General features: G+C 24.2%; 16 protein-coding genes and 1 pseudogene. 8 read left to right on the top strand and 9 right to left on the bottom strand.

Annotation, left to right across the window (positions count from 1 at the left end; translation table 11 throughout):
* Positions 1-142, top strand: a pseudogene (locus KQY27_RS03190) (photosystem reaction center subunit H); the annotation flags it as partial.
* A gap of 477 nt (positions 143-619) precedes the next feature.
* Entirely contained in the window at positions 620-1228 is a 609-nt protein-coding gene (locus tag KQY27_RS03195; protein ID WP_224425135.1) for a GNAT family N-acetyltransferase, read from the top strand.
* On the opposite strand, the gene KQY27_RS03200 is transcribed toward KQY27_RS03195, so the two are convergent.
* Entirely contained in the window at positions 1200-1361 is a 162-nt protein-coding gene (locus KQY27_RS03200; protein WP_224425136.1) for a hypothetical protein, read from the bottom strand. The genes KQY27_RS03195 and KQY27_RS03200 overlap by 29 nt on opposite strands.
* Before the next feature lie 797 nt (positions 1362-2158).
* Between KQY27_RS03200 and KQY27_RS03205 the strand changes: the two genes are divergently transcribed.
* Both KQY27_RS03205 and KQY27_RS03210 read left to right on the top strand, forming a co-directional pair.
* Positions 2159-2461 carry a DUF3892 domain-containing protein gene (locus tag KQY27_RS03205; RefSeq protein ID WP_224425137.1) on the top strand — a complete coding sequence of 101 codons (303 nt, stop codon included), beginning with the start codon at positions 2159-2161 and terminating at the stop codon, positions 2459-2461.
* Positions 2462-3172: 711 nt separating this feature from the next.
* Entirely contained in the window at positions 3173-3892 is a 720-nt protein-coding gene (locus KQY27_RS03210; RefSeq protein ID WP_224425138.1) for a hypothetical protein, read from the top strand.
* Here KQY27_RS03210 and KQY27_RS03215 read toward each other — a convergent pair.
* The 3 genes from KQY27_RS03215 to KQY27_RS03225 all read right to left on the bottom strand — a co-directional run bounded on the left by KQY27_RS03215 (position 3885) and on the right by KQY27_RS03225 (position 6619).
* On the bottom strand, positions 3885-4571 hold the full coding sequence (locus KQY27_RS03215; protein ID WP_224425139.1) for a hypothetical protein: 687 nt from the start codon (positions 4569-4571) through the stop codon (positions 3885-3887). The two genes, KQY27_RS03210 and KQY27_RS03215, sit on opposite strands and share 8 nt — an antisense overlap.
* Positions 4572-5207: 636 nt before the next feature.
* On the bottom strand, positions 5208-5951 hold the full coding sequence (locus KQY27_RS03220) for a hypothetical protein (RefSeq protein WP_224425140.1): 744 nt from the start codon (positions 5949-5951) through the stop codon (positions 5208-5210).
* Positions 5952-6025: 74 nt separating this feature from the next.
* Entirely contained in the window at positions 6026-6619 is a 594-nt protein-coding gene (locus KQY27_RS03225; RefSeq protein ID WP_224425141.1) for a site-specific integrase, read from the bottom strand.
* 344 nt (positions 6620-6963) lie between these two features.
* On the opposite strand from KQY27_RS03225, the gene KQY27_RS03230 reads away from it, so the two are divergent.
* A complete protein-coding gene (locus tag KQY27_RS03230) occupies positions 6964-11655 on the top strand; it encodes a hypothetical protein (RefSeq protein WP_224425142.1) in 4692 nt (1563 codons plus the stop codon).
* Positions 11656-11777: 122 nt separating this feature from the next.
* Here the strand turns inward: KQY27_RS03230 and KQY27_RS03235 are convergent, their stop codons facing one another.
* From KQY27_RS03235 to KQY27_RS03245, 3 genes are all read right to left on the bottom strand, one after another.
* On the bottom strand, positions 11778-12407 hold the full coding sequence (locus KQY27_RS03235) for a hypothetical protein (protein ID WP_224425143.1): 630 nt from the start codon (positions 12405-12407) through the stop codon (positions 11778-11780).
* A gap of 65 nt (positions 12408-12472) precedes the next feature.
* The gene (locus KQY27_RS03240; protein WP_224425144.1) at positions 12473-13156 is read right to left on the bottom strand and encodes a hypothetical protein; all 684 of its coding nucleotides are present in this window, start codon (positions 13154-13156) and stop codon (positions 12473-12475) included.
* A complete protein-coding gene (locus tag KQY27_RS03245; protein WP_224425145.1) occupies positions 13157-13654 on the bottom strand; it encodes a hypothetical protein in 498 nt (165 codons plus the stop codon).
* A gap of 167 nt (positions 13655-13821) precedes the next feature.
* Here KQY27_RS03245 and KQY27_RS03250 point away from each other — a divergent pair, with 167 nt between their 5' ends.
* Together KQY27_RS03250 and KQY27_RS03255 are read left to right on the top strand one after the other, a co-directional pair.
* Entirely contained in the window at positions 13822-14082 is a 261-nt protein-coding gene (locus KQY27_RS03250) for a MarR family transcriptional regulator (protein ID WP_224425146.1), read from the top strand.
* A 109-nt stretch (positions 14083-14191) separates the two neighbouring features.
* Positions 14192-14509: a winged helix DNA-binding protein gene (locus KQY27_RS03255; protein WP_224425147.1), complete on the top strand. Its 318-nt coding sequence runs from the start codon at positions 14192-14194 to the stop codon at positions 14507-14509.
* Positions 14510-15658: 1149 nt separating this feature from the next.
* Here the strand turns inward: KQY27_RS03255 and KQY27_RS03260 are convergent.
* Positions 15659-17380 carry a hypothetical protein gene (locus KQY27_RS03260; RefSeq protein ID WP_224425148.1) on the bottom strand — a complete coding sequence of 574 codons (1722 nt, stop codon included), beginning with the start codon at positions 17378-17380 and terminating at the stop codon, positions 15659-15661.
* A gap of 1243 nt (positions 17381-18623) precedes the next feature.
* Positions 18624-19625 carry a hypothetical protein gene (locus KQY27_RS03265; protein WP_224425149.1) on the bottom strand — a complete coding sequence of 334 codons (1002 nt, stop codon included), beginning with the start codon at positions 19623-19625 and terminating at the stop codon, positions 18624-18626.
* A 112-nt stretch (positions 19626-19737) separates the two neighbouring features.
* On the opposite strand from KQY27_RS03265, the gene KQY27_RS03270 reads away from it, so the two are divergent.
* The coding region (locus tag KQY27_RS03270) for a PRC-barrel domain-containing protein (protein WP_224425150.1) at positions 19738-20031 on the top strand (294 nt) is incomplete at its 3' end.

A 20031-nucleotide genomic window follows, 5' to 3' on the forward strand; every position in this document is an offset into this window, starting at 1 on the left:
TGGTAAAATTGTGGATATAGCTATAAAAGTTGAAAATGGCCGCAATGTCCATGTTAAAGGTGCTAAAAGAAATGGTGATTTGTTATTAGTTCCATTTGCAAAAGTTGAAAAAGTTGGAGAATTTATTATAGTTACTGAATAGTGTTTAAACCATTTCAGTGAATATTTGTCCAATATATTGCCTTTTTTTTATTTATACTTTTTAATTTTAAATTTTTTTCATATTAATTATACTCTTCCCTATAAAACTATTTTTTATTTTAATAGTTTAAATATTTTTTGAATTATTTTTCCCTGATAAATAATAAAATAGTTTATCTATCTATTTGATAATTTCATCTCTTTTTCACTTGTTGCAATTTTTGCAATAAATGAATCTTTTTTAATTATTTATTTTCATTATAAAAATTTAAATTATAATTTAATTTCATCATACATTCATTTGAACTACTTAAATTTTTTGAGTAGTTAAATTTTCATCCCGTTATTATCTTGAAGAGTATTTTTTTAAATAATTGTATCTTTATTTATCATTTGTTTTATTGAATAGTAAATTATAAAAAATATAGAAAAATTAATAAACAAAATACACCAAAATAAATTAAAGGAGTATCACATCATGGCGAATATAGATTTAAACAAAATAAAAATAATATTACATGATGGTAGTGATGATGTAAGCCAATTTGACTGTAATCATGAAGATATCAATGAATTTATAATTGAAGATGCACTACCTCAAAAAGAAATTATGTTAAATAGTACATATATAGCTAAATATGAGGAAAATATAATAGGGTTCTTCACATTATCCGCAGATAAAATAAAAATAGGCAAATTAGGTGAAGAATATAAAGAAAAATTCAAAAATAAAAAAATCAATTATACTGAATTTCCAGCACTGAAACTAGGGAGATTGGGTGTTGTTAAGCAATACAAAGGACAAAAAATAGGAAGTTTCTTATTAAGATGGATATTTTTTTATGGTATTGAAATGTCTAAAAACATTGGTTTTAGATTTATAACAATAGATTCATATTTAGGTTACCCATATGAATTTTATAAAAAAAATTACTGTAAAGACATTTTAAATGAACAAAACTTAAAAAAAGAAATAAATACTTACGAAAGACTTAAAAATAGAAATAATCCTGAAGCAAATAAAAGAACTGTGCCTTTATTTATGGATTTATATAAATTTAAAACTCTTTTTTCTCAAGGAGATTAGAATCTTTAAACATTTCAATTGTTTCTTTCATAAAAGCCATTTCTTCTAGAGATGCAGGTTCAAACATTTTTTTAACAAATTCGTCAGCATCTTTTCCTTCCAAAGTTGGTGTTGGTGCAATTGGTTCTGCCATAATATTTCCCTCCATGATAAATATTTATTAACTAACAATTATATTGTCTTTTATTATATATATTTGTTTTGTTATAAATTATCTTCAATATATTAATACAATGATTAATTCCACTATAAATATTTAATTATTTATTTTTTTGAAATATGTAAAATAAAAAAATAAAAAATGAGGTCAAATAAATTTAAATTTTATCCTGAGATTTGTATGTTCAAATACCCCAATCCAACATCATATAATATTAATCATAATACTCTTAATCAGATGTTTTTTTCTTCCATAACGACAGAATATTTTTCTATTTTTATAATTTTTAGAACTTACAAAAATTCACAAACTCATAAATATATTACAACAATATGCAATATAAAAGTTACTAAAAATTAAAATAGAATATTATGCTCAAAATATTCTATGAATTAAAAGAAATTATTAATTAAATTACAATAAACTAAATGTAAAAATCTAGTGAATTTATTAATCATATTCTAAAATTATAGATATATTACTTTTCATAACCTCTCTTGGATAAATAATAACTAATAGTATAATATAATATTATTTATTATAATCTTGGAAATAATTTTTTTAATTAATCATGTGTGAAATATTTAATAATATAATTTATTTCATAATCTAATTGGTATAATTAATATTTTTTTTATTAAAAAATATTTTATATATTGAATAGTTTTTAACTTGAATTTTTTAAATCAAATAGAGTTTTGTATAAAAATAAAAGCTTTTTTGTCAAAGATTATAATATATTTTTAATAAAATAAAAGGAGAATAAACACATGGGAAAATGGGCAGATTATTGCATTTCAGCTGTAAGATATAATAATAAAAATACACATATTGAATATGTTGAAGTTAGAAAAGATAATGGAGAAACAATTGGAAGTTCAGAAACTTGGAAAAGAGCTGATGTATTGAACAAACTAAATACTGGAAAAACTTTCTGTACAATTATATTTAAAGAAAATAAATGGTATGAAGGAGCAGATGTGATAAAAGTTACTATTCGTGGAAAAGAATACATAAAAACTGTGAATGATGGGACAGAAGAAGATAATTTGGGAAAATTACCTAGATTCTAAACAAAACTTATGGGAGATATATCTAAAATTCCAATATTCATTAATAAATATATCTCCATTTTATTAACCTTATTACAACCCATTAGTTAATAATGATTATGATTATGTCGTTTTTGAAAATGAGGCTGTGCTGTGTTCCAAAAAATGATTATAAATTTGTAAGTATTATTTTTTTTTATTTTAAATGTTATTTATTTTCTTCATATTCTCTAATTGTATTAGAATATTGCTGAAAAAGTTTTCAAGAGTAACTTATCTTCTTTTTTATACAGTATTCACCTAATCAGACTATCTTATTCTCTTTATTTATATATTTTTTACTTTTTTAATTAGTTTCAAATAAAATAAAAATGATTAAGGTCCTTTTTCAATGATTATATAGGGATACTTATATAAATACTTTATGGGGATAAATTATTATGAAAGGATATTAATCAAAATTTTATAGATGATAAATGTTACTACTTATACATGTTTATTTTTTTGTTGAAAAGCATGATGAAAGAACATTCTCATAATATTGATAGTAAATTATTTATTCTATTAATCCATATTTATTATACAATTTAATCATATTTTGCAGATATCTTTTTGCAATATTAGAAAGAGAGTAATAAAATGCATGAACACTATTAATCATTATTATTCTTTTTTGAATTAAAAAATACTTCATAAATATTTTAGTTTCTACAATTAGAAAAGATGATTAACATGTTTAACAGCAGATGGATTAATAGCACAAATCAAAATTATGAATTAGAACAAATAGTTGAAACATTTGAGAGAAACAACTTTTATGTTGAAACTGGGAGAGAATTCGATGAATTAAACCATAAAATCGAATGTAGTGAAATTATTAATCATGACAATATTAATTTCATTTATGGTAAATTTGGGTTTCAATTTGAATTTATTGACAACACTCCACTTATTACTCGAGAGAAAATCAGGGATGGAGACGGTGAACCTCGTTTAGTATCACATGTTCTTAATTTTTGGATAGGAGATAATCAAAAATTCTTATTTTCCTCATCCAAACCTAATGATGTGAAAGGGAGGAATAAATTGTCGCAAATTTTATTTAATAATGATTCTTTAATATCGAAAGTTAGTTTTGGTCTCGAAGAAATTGCAAGGGCAGCTTACCAAGGAGAATTTGGCAATATGTGGCTCACAGGTTTTGAAGATAGGAATGGGGGTGTCCAAAAAGGAATCATTTATGGAAACAATGTTATTGATGATGAGATGTATGCTCAAATCATTGATTCAATTAAAAATCAATTAGGGGTAACTCATGAAATTGACAATGAGGAAGTGAAAATTAGACTCACAAGAACAGGAACTATTCAACCTTTAACAAGAAAATTTGAAAATGATGAGCCTCATATTTTTAACTTAGTTAACGAACTTAATGAGTATATTATTATATGATTTTAAAAATATTTTTCTTAAGACATTTATATAGATTATTACTTGATTGAGAATTAATTGAAATTATTTTTTTCTTAATTTCAACCTTTGTATCTTCACATTTATCAATTTTTACGCTTGATATAAATGGTTCTCGTTTGAATCCATCATCAAATGTTGCTTTTATTAAATAACTTTCAATAATTGGCACTTTATTTTCCATTTTTTCTATAATTTTAAATAAATCATTCATAATATTTATAAATTTTTTATTTTCAAATGAGTCACGATATTTGAAATTAACACTTCCTTGTAATGTAATTGTCACCATGCATTCGGTAGGAACTGCATGAAAATCATCCATATCCTGCTCATCTAAAATTGTTATTTTAAAAGGTGCTTGCATATCTTGTATTAATACAACTAACCAATTATCTCCTTTGGTACTGTCTCTTCCAATCCCATTATATTTTTTTCTTATTTCTGTTTTTAATTGTTTCATATTTGGTTCAAATAAATGATACTTTTTTCTACCTGTAAGTTGTACTTTATACTCTTCATTTCTAGCCCATGCTATGAATTTTTTAATTTTTGGAATATTAGTTATGAAGGAATATATAATCTGAGGAATTCCTGTTAATATTGATATAATTGAACTAATTATTCCAATAAATACAATTATTATACTCAATATATCCATAACATCTCACCATTACTATTTCTTGGACAATTTATATTTTGTTTCAAATAGTTAAATATATTTGTATTTTTTATGCAGTATTATACTATAGATTCTAAATTCTCATGATGCATTGTGTGTAATTCATGCCTAATCATCTAGTTTCCCGGAATCATTAATGTGATTTAAGTTTATTTCAATAATTTTATCCTTGTTTTTTGTTTTTAATTAGAAAATATTTTGTTTAATCAATACCTATTTTTAGCATTTGTATTAATTTATATTATATCTACTCTCAATTTCGATATTTTAATATTAGAAATAAGTAGTATATAAAAAAATTCTATGTTCATGAAAAGTAATATTCATATAACTTTTTAATAGTGTGTTTATTTTATTCCCCTCTGGTATTCCCATAACTATTTTTTATATTTTCATCATCAACTTCACTATTTATATGAGTTGTGGAGTATTTGTCCTAAAAATTTTTGTACTTCATTTATAGGTTGGGGACATGATTTAAAAGATATATTGTAAATAAATGTCTTTTTTAGGGGGTGTCATTTTTCTTTCAAAATTAGCTTTTATTCTCTCTTTTTTAGCCTTTTATAATGCCTATTATATAATGAATCTAGTTCCAAAATAAACCAACATGAATTAGGATGTTAAAACATACTTCAAAATTTTATTTACACATTCTTTTATTTCATCTTTTGTCATTCCATTTGCAAACTCTCCAAAGTGGTGATGTCTGCCTTCTAAATCATTTTTAGCATTAAGAGTTCTAGCAAATCTTTTACATTCTTTCACAGATTTCACGATTTTTAAATCAGTTAATTTCTCATAAAATTCATTTTCATTATTAACATCATCATAATTTTCTTTAAAAAATTCTTCAATTGCTTCAAAGGCATTGGATACTTTAAAATAAATATTTTTTTCATCAGAATCTGCCATATAATCTAATGCATTTTGAACATGGTAATTATTCTCATTTAAATTTGTTTCAATTTTTGGATAATAATCTTTTACTTCATTAGTTTCATGATTAATAACTTTTAAATGACCATATTTATCACAAAAAGAAGATTCAATTAATTTTTCGTTTTCATCAAAAGTTTTTGTTGAATATTCAATATTTGTATTAACTGAAATTCCATTTGCCTGTGCAAATACCATATTTTGTTCCTTATTCAAATATTGAATGATGTTCAAATTTTCATAACATTCATGAGATTTACCAAGAATCTTTACTATTTCTACTAATCTTTTTAATTTTCTATTAAATTGTTTAAGATTATCATTGTTATCATCAACTGATTGAGTTTCTATTTCAATGAAAAATTGACCTTCAATTTCTCCTTTAATAATATAATCTTCATACAATTTTACAAAATGCATTATACATTTTTTATCTCCATTAATTAAACCAAATATCTTAATAATACCACCTAATACCTTAATAGAATATCATACTATCCAATATCATTCAACAACATTTTATTCACTTCTATTTCTTTTATTTGTAAGTATTCAATTGTTTGGTCAAGAGATTGGTGTGTGTAAAGGCTTTGTATTATTTCCAAGTCGTTTCCTGTCAAGTATAGGTGTTGGCCTCTTAATCGTCTAAAATCATGAGTTGCTAAAGTTATGTCTTTTCCGGTTAATTGTTTTATTATTTTGTTGCTGTTTCGCTCTAAATATGTTCTCATATTTCGCTTAAATCCATCAATTTTAGCCTCACTATCAACAAAAATATAACCTTCAGATGATTTACTATTATTTTCAATTTCTTGTTTTATATCTTTAGCTATATCATCAGGCAATATTAAAGTTAATTTAATATCTTGCTTTTTCTTAGCCAAATCAAAAGTTATTTCTTTCTTATCAAAATCAATATCCATTGTTTTTAATGTAGCTATTTCTTGACTCCTTCTACCGTAAAAATATTGGAGTTTATAAAAAAGGTATTTGTTAAAGTGTTTAGGGTCTTCCTTTACTTTGTGTAAAAATAATGAAATTTCTTCTTTATTTAAATTTATCATAAAAATTGTTCCTCTTATTTGCAAAAATTTTTAGAAATCTATTATAATATTGCACCTTATAATATATAAATATTTTTAATAAGGAACATAAAATCTAATATTAGTACTATATTTTGTATAAAAATACTAAAATAAGGAAAATTTTGTTCCGATAATAGGTATTATAGGAACATTTACAAGAAATTTTAAATCTTCATATTAGTTTTATTAAAAGATTTTAATAATATTGATAATAAATATAATAATTACTAATCCAGTTCAAAGCAAAATAAAATAATTTATTAGAAAATAAATATATTAAAATTATAATGCTAAATAACTGAAAAATAAAACTTAAATAATCTAAAATTACTAATTTAGAAGATACAATGGTTAATTGGAAAGATATAAGAATCATTAATGGTTCAGCAGCTGATGGCTTTGAAGAATTTGTGTGTCAACTAGCTGAGAAAGAAGAAGTGCCTAACGCTGAATTCATCTCAAAAGGCAATCCTGATGCAGGAGTTGAATGTTATTATGAACTAAACAATGGTTCTGAATGGGTTTGGCAAGCTAAATATTTTTATGGAGAATTGGGCAATAGCCAATGGAATCAGATAGAAAAATCAGTAAAAACTATCCTTAAAAAACATGAAAAAGCTGAAAAAATCATAATTGCTATACCAAGAGACCCTTCTGATGCTAGAAATGAAGACCAACAAACTATGCTTCAAAAATCTAAAAATTATGTTAAAAAATGGGAAAAATTAGCAAGAAAAAAAGGGCTTGATGTTAAAATTGAATATTGGTGGAGTAACGATTTAATAAAGAGACTAGAAAAATCTAATAATGAAGGATTTCTAAAATTTTGGTTTAATGAGATAGACTTGTCTGAAACATGGTTCAAAAAGCATTCTAAAACTACTTTAGCCAATCTAGGAGATAGATTTTCTGAAAATTTAAATGTAAAATCAAAAGATATTAGTTTAATCAATGGTTTAACAAAAAATAAAGAAATAAAAGAATATTTACTTAAAAATAGTCATGAACATATTCTAGAACTGAAAAAAAACCTATTTTCTTTAAATAAAATTGATTCTGGAAAAATTAAACTAATTGAAAATGAAATAAATACTTTAAAAAATGATTTTTTGGATTTTTCTTTTGAACCTGATAAAAAAATAAATTTTGGAGATATTTTTTCTTCTCTTAATAAAATAAAATCTCTGAATGGAGATATTAAAAACTTTATTTCTGATAAAGAAAAAACAACAAATAATAAGAAAGAAAAAGATGAGTTAAATTATGCATATTATCAATCTATTTCAACTAATAGAGCTATCGAAGATTTTATTTATTTTTTAAATAAAAAAGAATTCAAGTTAATGAATAATCCATTTTTAGTATTAGATGGTAAAGCAGGAATAGGAAAATCTCATTTTTTTGGAGATATTCTCAACACCAGAATTAAAGAAGATAAGCCTACAATATTATTTTTAGGTCAACATTTTCAAAGCACTGACCCTCCCGAAACAACAATTTTAAAATTATTAGATTTGGATTGTTCATTTAAAGAATTTTTAGATGCACTTGAATCAAAAGCTAAACTAGAAGGTTCAAGAGCCCTTATCCTCATAGATGCTCTTAATGAAGGAAATGGATTAAAAATTTGGCCAGAATATTTAAGTGGATTAATAACTACTATTTCAGAATATGACTGGATAGCTTGTGCCATTTCTTTTAGAGATAATTATAGTGAAGATATTCTCAGAAATACTAATAATATTTCTGATAAATTTATTAAACATACTCATGAAGGATTTTTAGGCAATGAATATTCTGCTTCTAAAATATTTTTTGAGTATTATAATATTCAGCTACCAAATACTCCATTATTAAATCCTGAATTTCAAACTCCTCTTTTTTTAAAACTTTTCTGCGAAACATTACATAGAAATGGACATAAAAAAATACCTGATGGAATATATGGGTTAACTAAACTTATGAATACTTATATATCTTCAATTAACAAGAAATTATCCACTACCTCCGAACTCAACTATAATTCTAGTTTAAATTTAGTTGAAAAACTTTTAAAGTCTTTATTAGAATATAATATTGAAAACAGCACTTTTTATATAGAATATGAAAAAGCTTTAGAAATTAGTGTTTCTTTACAAAATAAATTTGGTATTTACAAATCTATTCTAGATAGTTTATTATCAGAAGGATTATTAATAAAAAATAAGTTACCTTTTGAAGAGCATGAATTTGTGTATATGACATATCAAAGGTTTAATGACCATCTTATGGCAGATTATCTATTAAAAGAAGTGTCCTCAAAAGATATTAACAAAGTGTTTCTAAAAGGAGGAACTTTAAATAAATATATAAAAGATGAAAAAACAATAAGGAGTAATTCTAATCTTATGGAATGTTTTTCAATTCAAATACCTGAAAAATTCGATTTAGAGTTCTATGATATCATTGGTAATTATAAATCTGAAATTAAAATAGTGGAATCGTTTGTACTTAGCCTACAGTGGAGAAAATTTTCATCGATGAATGAAAAAATATTTGATTATATCAATGAATTTGTTTTTAAGTTTGAATATACAACTAAATTGTTCTTAGAAACAATAATTTCCGTTGCCCCATTGAAAAATCATATTTTTAATGCAGATAAAACACATGAATTTTTATATAAACAAAAATTAAATGTAAGGGATGAATTTTGGACTCAATATATTCATAATCAATTAAAATATAAAAATCCTATAAAAAAATTAATAGAATGGGCATATTCTGATGAAGATAAAACAAAATATTCAAAAGAATCTATAAGACTATCTTCCATTATTTTAGTATGGTTTTTAACTAGTGTTGACCTTGAATTGAGATATATGGCAACAAAATCTCTGATTAAAATATTAAAAGAAAATATTGATATTCTCTTAGATATTTTAAAAAAATTCGAAGGGGTTAATGACCCTTATATTTATGAAAGATTATATGCTGTAGCTTATGGAGTAGCTTTGTTAAATTATAATAAATCAAAACTGAAACAATTGTCAGAATATGTTTATAATGAAATATTTAATAAAAATTATGTTTATCCTAACATATTGTTAAGGGATTATGCTAGAAATATCATTGAATTTACATTAATACAAGGTGTTAACTTAAATATTGATGAGAAAAAAATTGTTCCCCCTTATAAAAGCCATTTTCCAGAAGTTCCTGATGATGATTATATTAAAAAATACATGCTTCCTTCACCTGCTAGCCCCCAAAATAGAATATTACATTCTATGCAAGTAGAGCATACAAGAGATGGGGAAGTTGCTTTTTATGGTGATTTTGGTAGATATAAATTTCAATCTGCATTTCGTCCATGGAAAAAGGATATTAACTATACTAATCTGATGAACATAGCTATTAAAAGAATATTTGATTTAGGATACGATATTAAATTACATGGTGATTTTGATGAAATAATAATGAAATATTATGGAAATCAAATACCTGAAGAGAGAATCGGGAAAAAATATCAATGGATAGCATTATATGAACTTTTAGCACAAGTAGCTGACAAATATCATATGGTAAATGGAGATAGTATCCAATCCAATGAAAAAATTCTATATGAAGGGCCATGGCAGAGATATATAAGAAATATTGACCCGACTTTTATTGTTAATAAAGAAAAACCTAATATTGAAGTATCTTCTTTAGAAAATTTTTATGAGTATGCAGAAAATCCTAAAATAGTTTGGATTAAAGATTATTCTGACTTTCCTGAGCCTAAAAACTATATTGAAAATAAAATCAATACTGAAGAAAAAAATTTTGAAGGAGTTATTGTTGAAGGAAGTTTAAGATGGGATGAAAAAACAAATTTTGGTGAAGAAAAGTATGAAACACCATTTAAATTCTTATGGTATGAATTCAGTGCTTATTTTGTGAAATCCAACGACTTTAATAAAATTAAAAAATTTTTCAATTATAAAAATTTTTTTGAAAGAGGCATGTTCAATCTTTATGATATTCATTCATTGTTTAACAAAGAGTTTTGTCAATCTGTACCTTTCGATTATTTTTATAATGGAGAATATAGTGAAAAAGATAAAATTTCAATTGATAAAAAAGAACATTTATTTTATAAACCAACATTAAAATATGGTAGAATGGAAGAGTTTGAATTTAGCGATAATTATAGTATTATAAAACTTAATAAAAAATTTTTCAATGGTCTTGATTTAGAATATGGTGATTTCAATAGTTTTATTTATTCTAAAAATTCTAAAGAAATTGTTGGTTTTGATACATGTGAACTAGGGTTCTCAAACAATAATTTAATTCTTAATAAAAATAGTTTATTAGATTATTTAGAAAAAAATAATTTAAAGATGATTATGTTAGTCAGAGGGGAAAAAGGAATCTCAAAAAATGAAGGAAATGAATTTTTACAAATTTCTGGACTTTATTACTATGATGAAGATAGAGAATTGAAGGGAAATATCAATCCACTTACAAGATTTGGTTATGAAGAATTAAATGGCTCTTTTCTAGGAATAGTTGATTTTAAAAAAGATTTGAGTGTTACTTCTGAAAAAACGGAATCTTGCTATTTTGATAATGTTAACTATATATCTTATCATTTTATAACAATAGATGATATTTCAAAAATTCCTAAATTATATAAAAATAAAGTGAAAATTAGTAAAAAGAAATATGAAGGAATAGAGTGGAATTTTTATTACTTGCCGATTTCTAATTCAAAACAAAAATCTCAAGAAATTTCAGATGTTTTTAAACATGAAAGCGGTTATTTATTTTATACATTTGAAAATAACCAATATTATATTATTAGTGTGAGGAGTGATAAATTAAAAGCAAATACTAATCTAAAATCTAATTTATTTAAAAAATATATTTATCCAATGTTGCAAAATATTAGAATACATCCTAAACGAAAAAGTGTTTTTGATAACTTTGAAAAAATTTCAAATGAAGAGATTAAAAGACTTATTTCCAAAAACGATAGTTTGATTAAATCCATTGAAAATAAAAATAACTAAGCATTATAAAAAGTAGTAGCTAAAATTATCTATTTAACAACATCAAAAACAAAAATAAAGACCTAAATAGGGAATTTATCACTAATGGGTGAAGAAAAAGATAAAGTTACGGATATGATATTTTAGAGGTTGCTGTAATATGTTGTAAGTTCTGTTCTATCAAGGTATCCGTTATTATCTGAATCATATCTATTAAAATCATCCCTATCGTAATCGTCATATGAATATCCATAAGTAGCTGAATCATATTCACACCAAGCTACCCATTCACTCCATGAAATTCTACCATCACCATTAGAATCATAATTAGACATGGAATAATCAGTTGACTCCATATCTATATTAGAATAATTATAAGAATCAGTATTATTGGAATAATTAGTATTATCAATACTATTTTTTGAAGTATAATTTGGAATACTCGTTGTATCATTAATATATTGATTAGTTACATTATACACTCCAACAGAAATAGATAATATAAATATTATAAATATAATAACTAAAGCAAAAATTTTCCTTCTTTCATTTACGCGTTTTTTATCAGGATTTAATTGTGGCTGATTTGTTTCGCTTATACTCTTTTTTTGTTCATATTCATCAAGAATTACTTGTGAAGGAGGTATTTCAGACTCGTCATATTTGTTTTCTCCATTTCTAAACTTGTTTCCACAATTTCCACAAGTATAAATAGCATCACTAATGCCATTTTCTGTAAGGGTTGTTTCACAATTTGGACATTTCACATTCATTTTTTTCCCACATTTTTTATTAATTTCCTAATTTTAAATTTAGGTAATTAAATAGATTTTATATTTTATTTTCTTGTTACAGTAACTGTTTCACGTTCATTATCTTCTTCATTATAATCTTTACTTCTATCATGAAGATTAGTATCTATATTTGGAAGTTTTTTATTTGTAGGAAACACAAAATCAACACTATTACTTCCAGAACTAGGGTTTTCTGAGTTAGAGTCTTTATTATCTTCAGTACTATTAGAATTCAAAATATTTGATTGGTTTTGTGAGTTAAGTTTTGTATTATCTTGATTTGTTGTTACTTGGCCGTTAGATGTGATATTGACTTTTATTTCTTTGTTATGTCCTTTGTTGTTAGTAGTTTTAATTGTTAGTTCTAAATAGTCCATGTTTTTGATATCTTCTGAATCCATCATAAATGTAGATGAGTATTCTAAAAGATAGTTATTATTTTTTAAACCATTGTTGGGTTTACCATTGAAATTTATATTGGTATAAGTACCATCTTTTTTATGTAAAACACCATTAATTGTTATAGATTCGATATCTTCAAGAAAAGTAGCATTAATATTAAGATTCAGATAACTAGTTCCAAAACCCATATTACTTTCTTGAAAGCTAGCACCATTGATAATTATCTGTTCATTAGTGTTGATATTTGTAGAACTGAGTAAACTTCCAAATAATCCTATTGATAAAACTAAAAATGTGATTATCGGCACTATCCAAAATTTATTCATCTAAATTACCCCCTCACTTAAATCTGACTTGTTTTGAAATGCTAATATTCCTGCAATAATTAAACAAATGGCTGGTATTAATCCTATAATTAAATATCCTGTGATTAGTAAGAATATTGCACATATAATATATTGTGTTGCTGCGATTTTCATGTTATATTTCTCTATTACAATTCCAAAAACTGCAAAAACACTAGTAAGTAAACCAAAACCCAGAAAGGTCAAAGGAACATTTAAACTTGAACCACTAAAAGCATACATAAAACCGACAAAAAAATAACCTATAAAAGAAAAAAATATTCCTAATATAATCCCAACAACTGCCAATTTAGCAGACTTATGAAAATAGTTATTAGAACTTTTTTTAGCTTCATTACTCTCAATATCAGCACATCTAACTCCACAATTGGGACATATTTCAGCCTTTTCATGAATTTTAGAACCACATGTAACACAAAATTTCGTATTACTCTCATTTAAATAATCATCTGTTGTCATGACTAATCCTCCTTACATATTTTCAAATATTTTTAATAATTTAATTCATTAGATTTATTAGTAATTTATACAAAAACCTTTATTTATAAGTTTGGTGTGTATTTGGTAAAAATATATATTAATTTGGTGTTAATGATTATAATATTTTATAAGACTTTATTAGTAATATGGATAAAGAACTTATTGATGCAATTTCATATGTACAAATGTCAAAATACCGAATGAAAGTATTGATTGACCTTAAAGATGGATTAAAAATACCTTCAATAATTGCTGAGTCAACAGATATAAGGATTAACCATATTAGTCGTACATTGAAGGAATTGAAAGATAAAAACCTTGTTATTGTTTTAAATCCTGAAAAAACTCAAGGAAGACTATATCAGATTAGCGACTTAGGAAAACAAGTATTAGAACATATATATTAACTCCTCATTTCATAAATTATTCTTTTATAGTAGACTTATATCTTATAAAATATATTTTACAAAAATAATATTTAAATATATGGTTATATAATGAAAAAATAAAGGTTATATGCCGAGTTTTAGATGGTCGCCAGTACTTTATAAAAAGATAACTTATTTATTATTCATGAAAAAAGAAGTAGTTGATGCTTTATCTTATACAAGGTTATCTGAACATAGAACAAAAACACTTTTAGCTATTGGTGATGAAGTTGTGCTTCCAAAAGATATTTCTAAAAAAACTGGATATAGGGCCACACATACAAGTAGAAGTATAAAACAATTAATTGAAGCAGGACTAGTTAAATGTTTAAATCCTGAAAAAATTAAAGGTAGACTTTTCGTTACAACAGACCTTGGAAAAGAAGTTATAAAATACATAAGGTAGTATCCTTTTCAATTTTTACAAAAAACTAAAAAATAAATAAAATTGTTTTAAAAAATTTCTTTAAAGCTTTATTTGGAAACGTTTCCATGAGTATAAAATGAAAAAGAGATTTTTCTGAACATTGTATATGTAATATCTGAATTGATTTTGGTTTTTTAGAGTTATGTATTGTTTAGTGGAAACGTTTCTTTATGTTGAAAAACAATAATCAATTGAGACCACTCCGTAATAGTGATTTTTAAAGAATTCTTCATGCTTATTTTGGGATATAAATATAAATAAATAACTTATTTTAAATTTAAAAGAATTAAAACATTTTTCATCAAATCAAAATTAAACAAGTTAAAATACAATAGCATTAATAAAATAATTAAATTTGGCATTAATTAGGTTATATTATCGAAGCAATACGGATATTGTTTTCCCATTTCTCGTTTCACTATAAAAAAAGAGATTATAATCAAAAGAATATGTGGATTATTTTTCTAATATAAATACATAAAAACTATAAAAAACCTTATCAAAATATGTAAAAACCTCCTTAAACAATAATAAAGCATCAATAATGGAAAAATAAGCATATATTTAATAATAAATTAGTATTGAATGATGTATTCTTTAATATAGGTAATTTTTTAGGTAATAATCAAGTCAATAGCTAAAATGTTGGATTATTGGATAAATAGTAATATATAAAACATTTTGATTACAATCTCTTTTTTATAATGAAACAAAAATATCTGAAAAAATAGCTTATGTCTAAAAATAGGTATCTTAAAATGTATATTTTTTTTAATTAAGTAATTGAATAAAAGTTTTGATAAGTAGAGCGGATATTGAATTTCAATGGAATAAAAATAAAAAGCCAAATTTATTATATAACAACTAATTTTAATCTGTTGCATTAAATTAAAAATATATGTTATCTTAAAAAAATTTTATAAAAAGTTGGTTTTAATTGCAGTGATTGAAAGTTAATTGCAATTATGATTTTGCAAATAGAAAAAGGAATATTCAACTTTTATTTCAAAAATAAACTAATAATATTGCTTTATTATTTATTATATATTATAATTGTATAAAAAATATAAGGTATGTGAGGTAGTTAATATTGTTATTAACCCCCCATATTCTCCAAGACAAATACAATCAGTTCCATGGAGGAACTTCAATATCGTCATGATGATTATTTATATTCAAACCATCTATTGGAGAATCTTCATCTAAAAACTCTTTAATTTCCTCTCCAGCCTCTGATATGATTTCTTCTCTATCAATATCATTAAAATCAAGAGTATTCTGCTCAAAATCAACATCATCAGATAACACATAGAAATTCAAGGGTCCTTCTTTATGATTTATTTTTATACTCCCTAAATCTCTTAACTCCTTAAAATATGTATAAATGCTTCTTTTTTGGAGTTTAATAGAACCTAATTCATGATAATCAGCTACAGTAAACCCTTCTTCAGCTATATTTCCATTATTAACCCAAACATCAAAATTATTCTGCAAATCTTTGAGAATATTTAATGCTTTTGGAGAAATATTTAGTTTTATACCATCAATATTCTCATTTAATAAGCTAAGAAATAGCTGCAAATCTTCTAAACTAACGTAAATTACTTTTCTACCATTATGCTCATAAACTGTCTTTTTATAATAGTTTAAAGCACAAATAACTTTTAAAATATTCTCATATTTAGAAATATCTCTTTTAAAAGTTGGAGAATCCTTAAACATATCCATAATAACCTCTATATAAGGGTTGATTATTTCAATTTTCATGTCGCCTTCAGGGGTTCTAAAAATATCTCGTAAATGACAGACTATATCTTTAATCTTTTTAACTTCATTTTGATACATTTTAAGCTTATTAAAAGTTTCTCCTTTAAATCCTAAAATTCTGTACCTTTTTTCGAATGATTGCTGATTATCAATTCTTGGAGAAATAAATATACTTCTACTTTTATCCTGGTCATCAAAACAGTAATTTGGAACAGTTGTATATGTTAATGCTGGCTTTCCTATTAATTCTAAATCTCTTGGAATCCATTCTCCTTCAAATTGAACAAGAATAGGTTTATTTAGGTAAGCATCACTTTGCAATTCTTTCATCAGTGCTTTAGAGTTTTCAGTCTCTTCATGAGAATTTTCTCCCCCTAAATCACCATAATCCACAATTTTTCCATCATAAAAATATGGATTTTGTTGTGAACGTCTGAATATTGCTGCTTCACTAACTAACTTCTCCATAATAATAAAGTATTCAGGAATCATTGTAAAAGCGGTTTTTTTAATATGGTCTTTACCAGTTGAACCATCACCAACATATATAATACTTATTGGTAAACCGAATATCACTTGACAACAGTAAGCTAAGAATGATTGTAATATATTAATTTCTTCCCCTGCAGTTAACCACCCAATTAGACTTTTAATCCATATAAGTGGCATGTCAATATCTTTATAAAAATTCCCTGCCTCAGTCTTCTTTAACTCTAATGACTCTTTTTTTCTTTTCTTTTCATTCTCTTTATTGAGTTTTTCTGTCTTGATGTTTTTTTCAAAAAGCTTTTGAGCATTTTCTTTAAATTCATCAAAACGTTTAATAAGAATTTCTTTTTTAAGTTCATTTTCAGGGTCTAAAGACTTGACAATTTCTTTCCCTATATTAGTTTTAATAGTTAATGATGAAGGCTTTTCACCATAATTCTCAAAATATTCATTACCATTCCTTTTAAATATATATTTTGCCTTTTTTCCATTAGGTTCAATTAATAAACTTATTTCATCTGTTAATTTGATGTTCATCTTACATTTTACATTTTCGTTTTCTAAATTATTCTTCTTTCTTTTATTCATTTTCATATAACTCTCATACTATCACCATTACTACCACACCGCAACATCGCCCTGAAGTGGTATTTTAAAGCTTACATCTTTTCTAGATTTCGCTACGGGCTTAATAAATTGCCTACAAATTTCTTATTTTATGAAAAAAAATAATATTTTGCATTCAACTACTGATAATATTTTTAGAATGGATTTCTTTCTAAAAAACTATCGTAAAATGCTATTATCTTATTTAATATATCTAGTTTGTATGAAATATTATTTGTTTGAATTCGAAAAATTAATATTATGAGGGTTTATCTACTGACGATTAAAGTTTTGTTAATGCTCTGCTACTGGAAAAATATTAATTAATGAATTTATTAATAGAAAATATTATTATACTTCTTTGAAATTAAAATACAGACAATTTGAAATTAATCAAATTATTCAATATATACATCATGACAATAACATTTAGTAACCAAATGTTACTATAATCTATTTAGAACTTTCTCATACAAATACTTTTTGCTTTTTGTAAATGAGTATAATAAACATCCATAAATATAAAACAATACTTTTAAAAAAATGATGTTACAAATAAACTATTAATGATACAAAATACAATACAAAAAGAAAAATGTCTAGGATATTAAGAAACTATTTCATTATTATTAATAAAATATCAACCAAACTCTTTAATCTCAATAATTTCATTTTCAAAATAATTAATCAATTTAAATAGTTAATATCTTTTTTTTGATAACATATTTATAAAAGATTGTTGAGAAATTTTAAGGATTATTTACCTATGTGGAAATAATTTAAGTTTTATAAGAGTTAAATATATAGATTATTTTTTTCAATTATATGAAACGAGGAATCGATTAAATTGAATATCATCAATAATAATAATTGAAATATAAAATATCCGAAATCTTCATCAAGAAAATAAAGAAAAAATATTTAAATAACAAAAATAAAATAATTTATTAGAAAGAGTTATATAAACAATCTCAAACTAAAATAGCTTTAAATTCTTCATTCTCATTGTAATGCATCCTCTCCCAAGAGTAGTGTATATTAATATATATTATAGTAGTGTTTAAAACATGCTGTAATATTTATTTTAATGTATCATATTTAATGCTTTTATATTTTTTTAGAAAATGATTTTATTAGCTTTGTTTCATGGTTTCACTATTTAAAATATAAATTAAAAAAGAGAGGGGGAAGAAACATATCCGTAATGAATACTCTTATTACTTTTCGAATTTTATGAAACTATATTTTTGTTATTTAATAAAATATCAACTGATTCTTTTATCTTTAATATTTCTGATTCAATTGTTTGATTATTGTTCTTAACTTCATTATTAGTTTCATCTTTAAAAATAGTTAAATATGGAATTAAAGATTCATAATTCTTTCTTAAATAGCTATTGGGGTTATCATCTTCAACTGCATCGTAAACTTCGGAATTACTCATATTAGGTGGGGTATGTCCTGTGAATATACTTATAATATCTAGTTCACTGAATTTATTTCTATTAATCACAACATTGGTTATATTTCTTCTGCATGTGGTTGAAAATAGTTTTCTTAAATTTTGAGCTCTGAATTTTCCATATTTTCTGTTTATGTCTTTTCCTAGTTTTAATTCTTTATTTAGTCTTTGGCATAGTTTTATTATTGAATCTGTTGTTAAAAAATGTGGTTTCTTTCTGCCATAAAATAAAGGACTTTTTGGGGTGATAAGTTCATTAGTCTGTAATCTTTCTTTTAAATGTTGGAAAATAAACTGTGTACATTCTCCTGTGTTAAATGTTATACAAAGATTTCCTCTTTTTCGTGTTTTCAAGGGATAAAAATCCCAACAAGGAACAATATTCTTAGGATTTTTAGATAATAAGTCTTTTAAGCTTCCATTATGGTATATTGATGTTGCGTTTATCATGTCTTTTATAGTGAAACCAAGAATATCACTTTCTCTTAAACCAGAAGTGGCTAAAAAACTTATAATGGCTTTATCTCGTGAGGTTTTACAATATTCTAAACTATTTCTAACATCGTTCCATGTGGGCAGGTTTTTATTCCTTATTCTATAATTGATAAGGTTAAATTTATGATTTTTTGGTAAGTTTACATTATATTCATTGAATAAGCATCTGAATGCTGCAAGTCTCATTATTTTTGTGCTTTCAGTTATTCTTTTTTTATTTAGGTAGTTTATATATTGCTGTTGATATTTTGTTATTTTCCTATCTTCTATTTCCAAGATTTTAGCGATTCCTTTTTTATCTATAAATGGCTGTTGTTCTTCTTTAGTTTCTTTTATAAGTTCAGATGGTGTTTTTCCTATTAAATTATAGATTTCTGTAAAAGTCCTATTGTATCCTTTTTTCCTGCTTGGAGATACATTTCTTCTTTCAGCTAATTGTTTCAGTTTTTCATCCGTTTCTGTAAATTTCAATGCCATATTCTTTCCTAATTATTTTTTTAGAAAAGAGCTTCCGCGTTCTTTTTTTTTAAAAGAACGCCCCAAAGGTTATCAAGTTGCTACTAATAATGCACGTATTCTTGGTTCTCTTGATGAACTTGTTATAAATGAAAAAACTGGTAAAATTGTGGATATAGCTATAAAAGTTGAAAATGGCCGCAATGTCCATGTTAAAGGTGCTAAA

The sequence above is a fragment of the Methanobrevibacter sp. TMH8 genome (assembly GCF_020148105.1).
Lineage (GTDB): Archaea > Methanobacteriota > Methanobacteria > Methanobacteriales > Methanobacteriaceae > Methanobinarius.

Coding starts and splice junctions, on each gene's coding strand:
- KQY27_RS03210 (WP_224425138.1), top strand. CDS start 3,173: ATGTTTAACAGCAGATGGATTAATAGCACAAATCAAAATTATGAATTA.
- KQY27_RS03230 (WP_224425142.1), top strand. CDS start 6,964: ATGGTTAATTGGAAAGATATAAGAATCATTAATGGTTCAGCAGCTGAT.
- KQY27_RS03200 (WP_224425136.1), bottom strand. CDS start 1,361: ATGGCAGAACCAATTGCACCAACACCAACTTTGGAAGGAAAAGATGCT.
- KQY27_RS03220 (WP_224425140.1), bottom strand. CDS start 5,951: ATGCATTTTGTAAAATTGTATGAAGATTATATTATTAAAGGAGAAATT.
- KQY27_RS03245 (WP_224425145.1), bottom strand. CDS start 13,654: ATGACAACAGATGATTATTTAAATGAGAGTAATACGAAATTTTGTGTT.
- KQY27_RS03255 (WP_224425147.1), top strand. CDS start 14,192: ATGCCGAGTTTTAGATGGTCGCCAGTACTTTATAAAAAGATAACTTAT.
- KQY27_RS03215 (WP_224425139.1), bottom strand. CDS start 4,571: ATGGATATATTGAGTATAATAATTGTATTTATTGGAATAATTAGTTCA.
- KQY27_RS03260 (WP_224425148.1), bottom strand. CDS start 17,380: ATGAAAATGAATAAAAGAAAGAAGAATAATTTAGAAAACGAAAATGTA.
- KQY27_RS03195 (WP_224425135.1), top strand. CDS start 620: ATGGCGAATATAGATTTAAACAAAATAAAAATAATATTACATGATGGT.
- KQY27_RS03205 (WP_224425137.1), top strand. CDS start 2,159: ATGGGAAAATGGGCAGATTATTGCATTTCAGCTGTAAGATATAATAAT.
- KQY27_RS03235 (WP_224425143.1), bottom strand. CDS start 12,407: ATGAATGTGAAATGTCCAAATTGTGAAACAACCCTTACAGAAAATGGC.
- KQY27_RS03240 (WP_224425144.1), bottom strand. CDS start 13,156: ATGAATAAATTTTGGATAGTGCCGATAATCACATTTTTAGTTTTATCA.
- KQY27_RS03250 (WP_224425146.1), top strand. CDS start 13,822: ATGGATAAAGAACTTATTGATGCAATTTCATATGTACAAATGTCAAAA.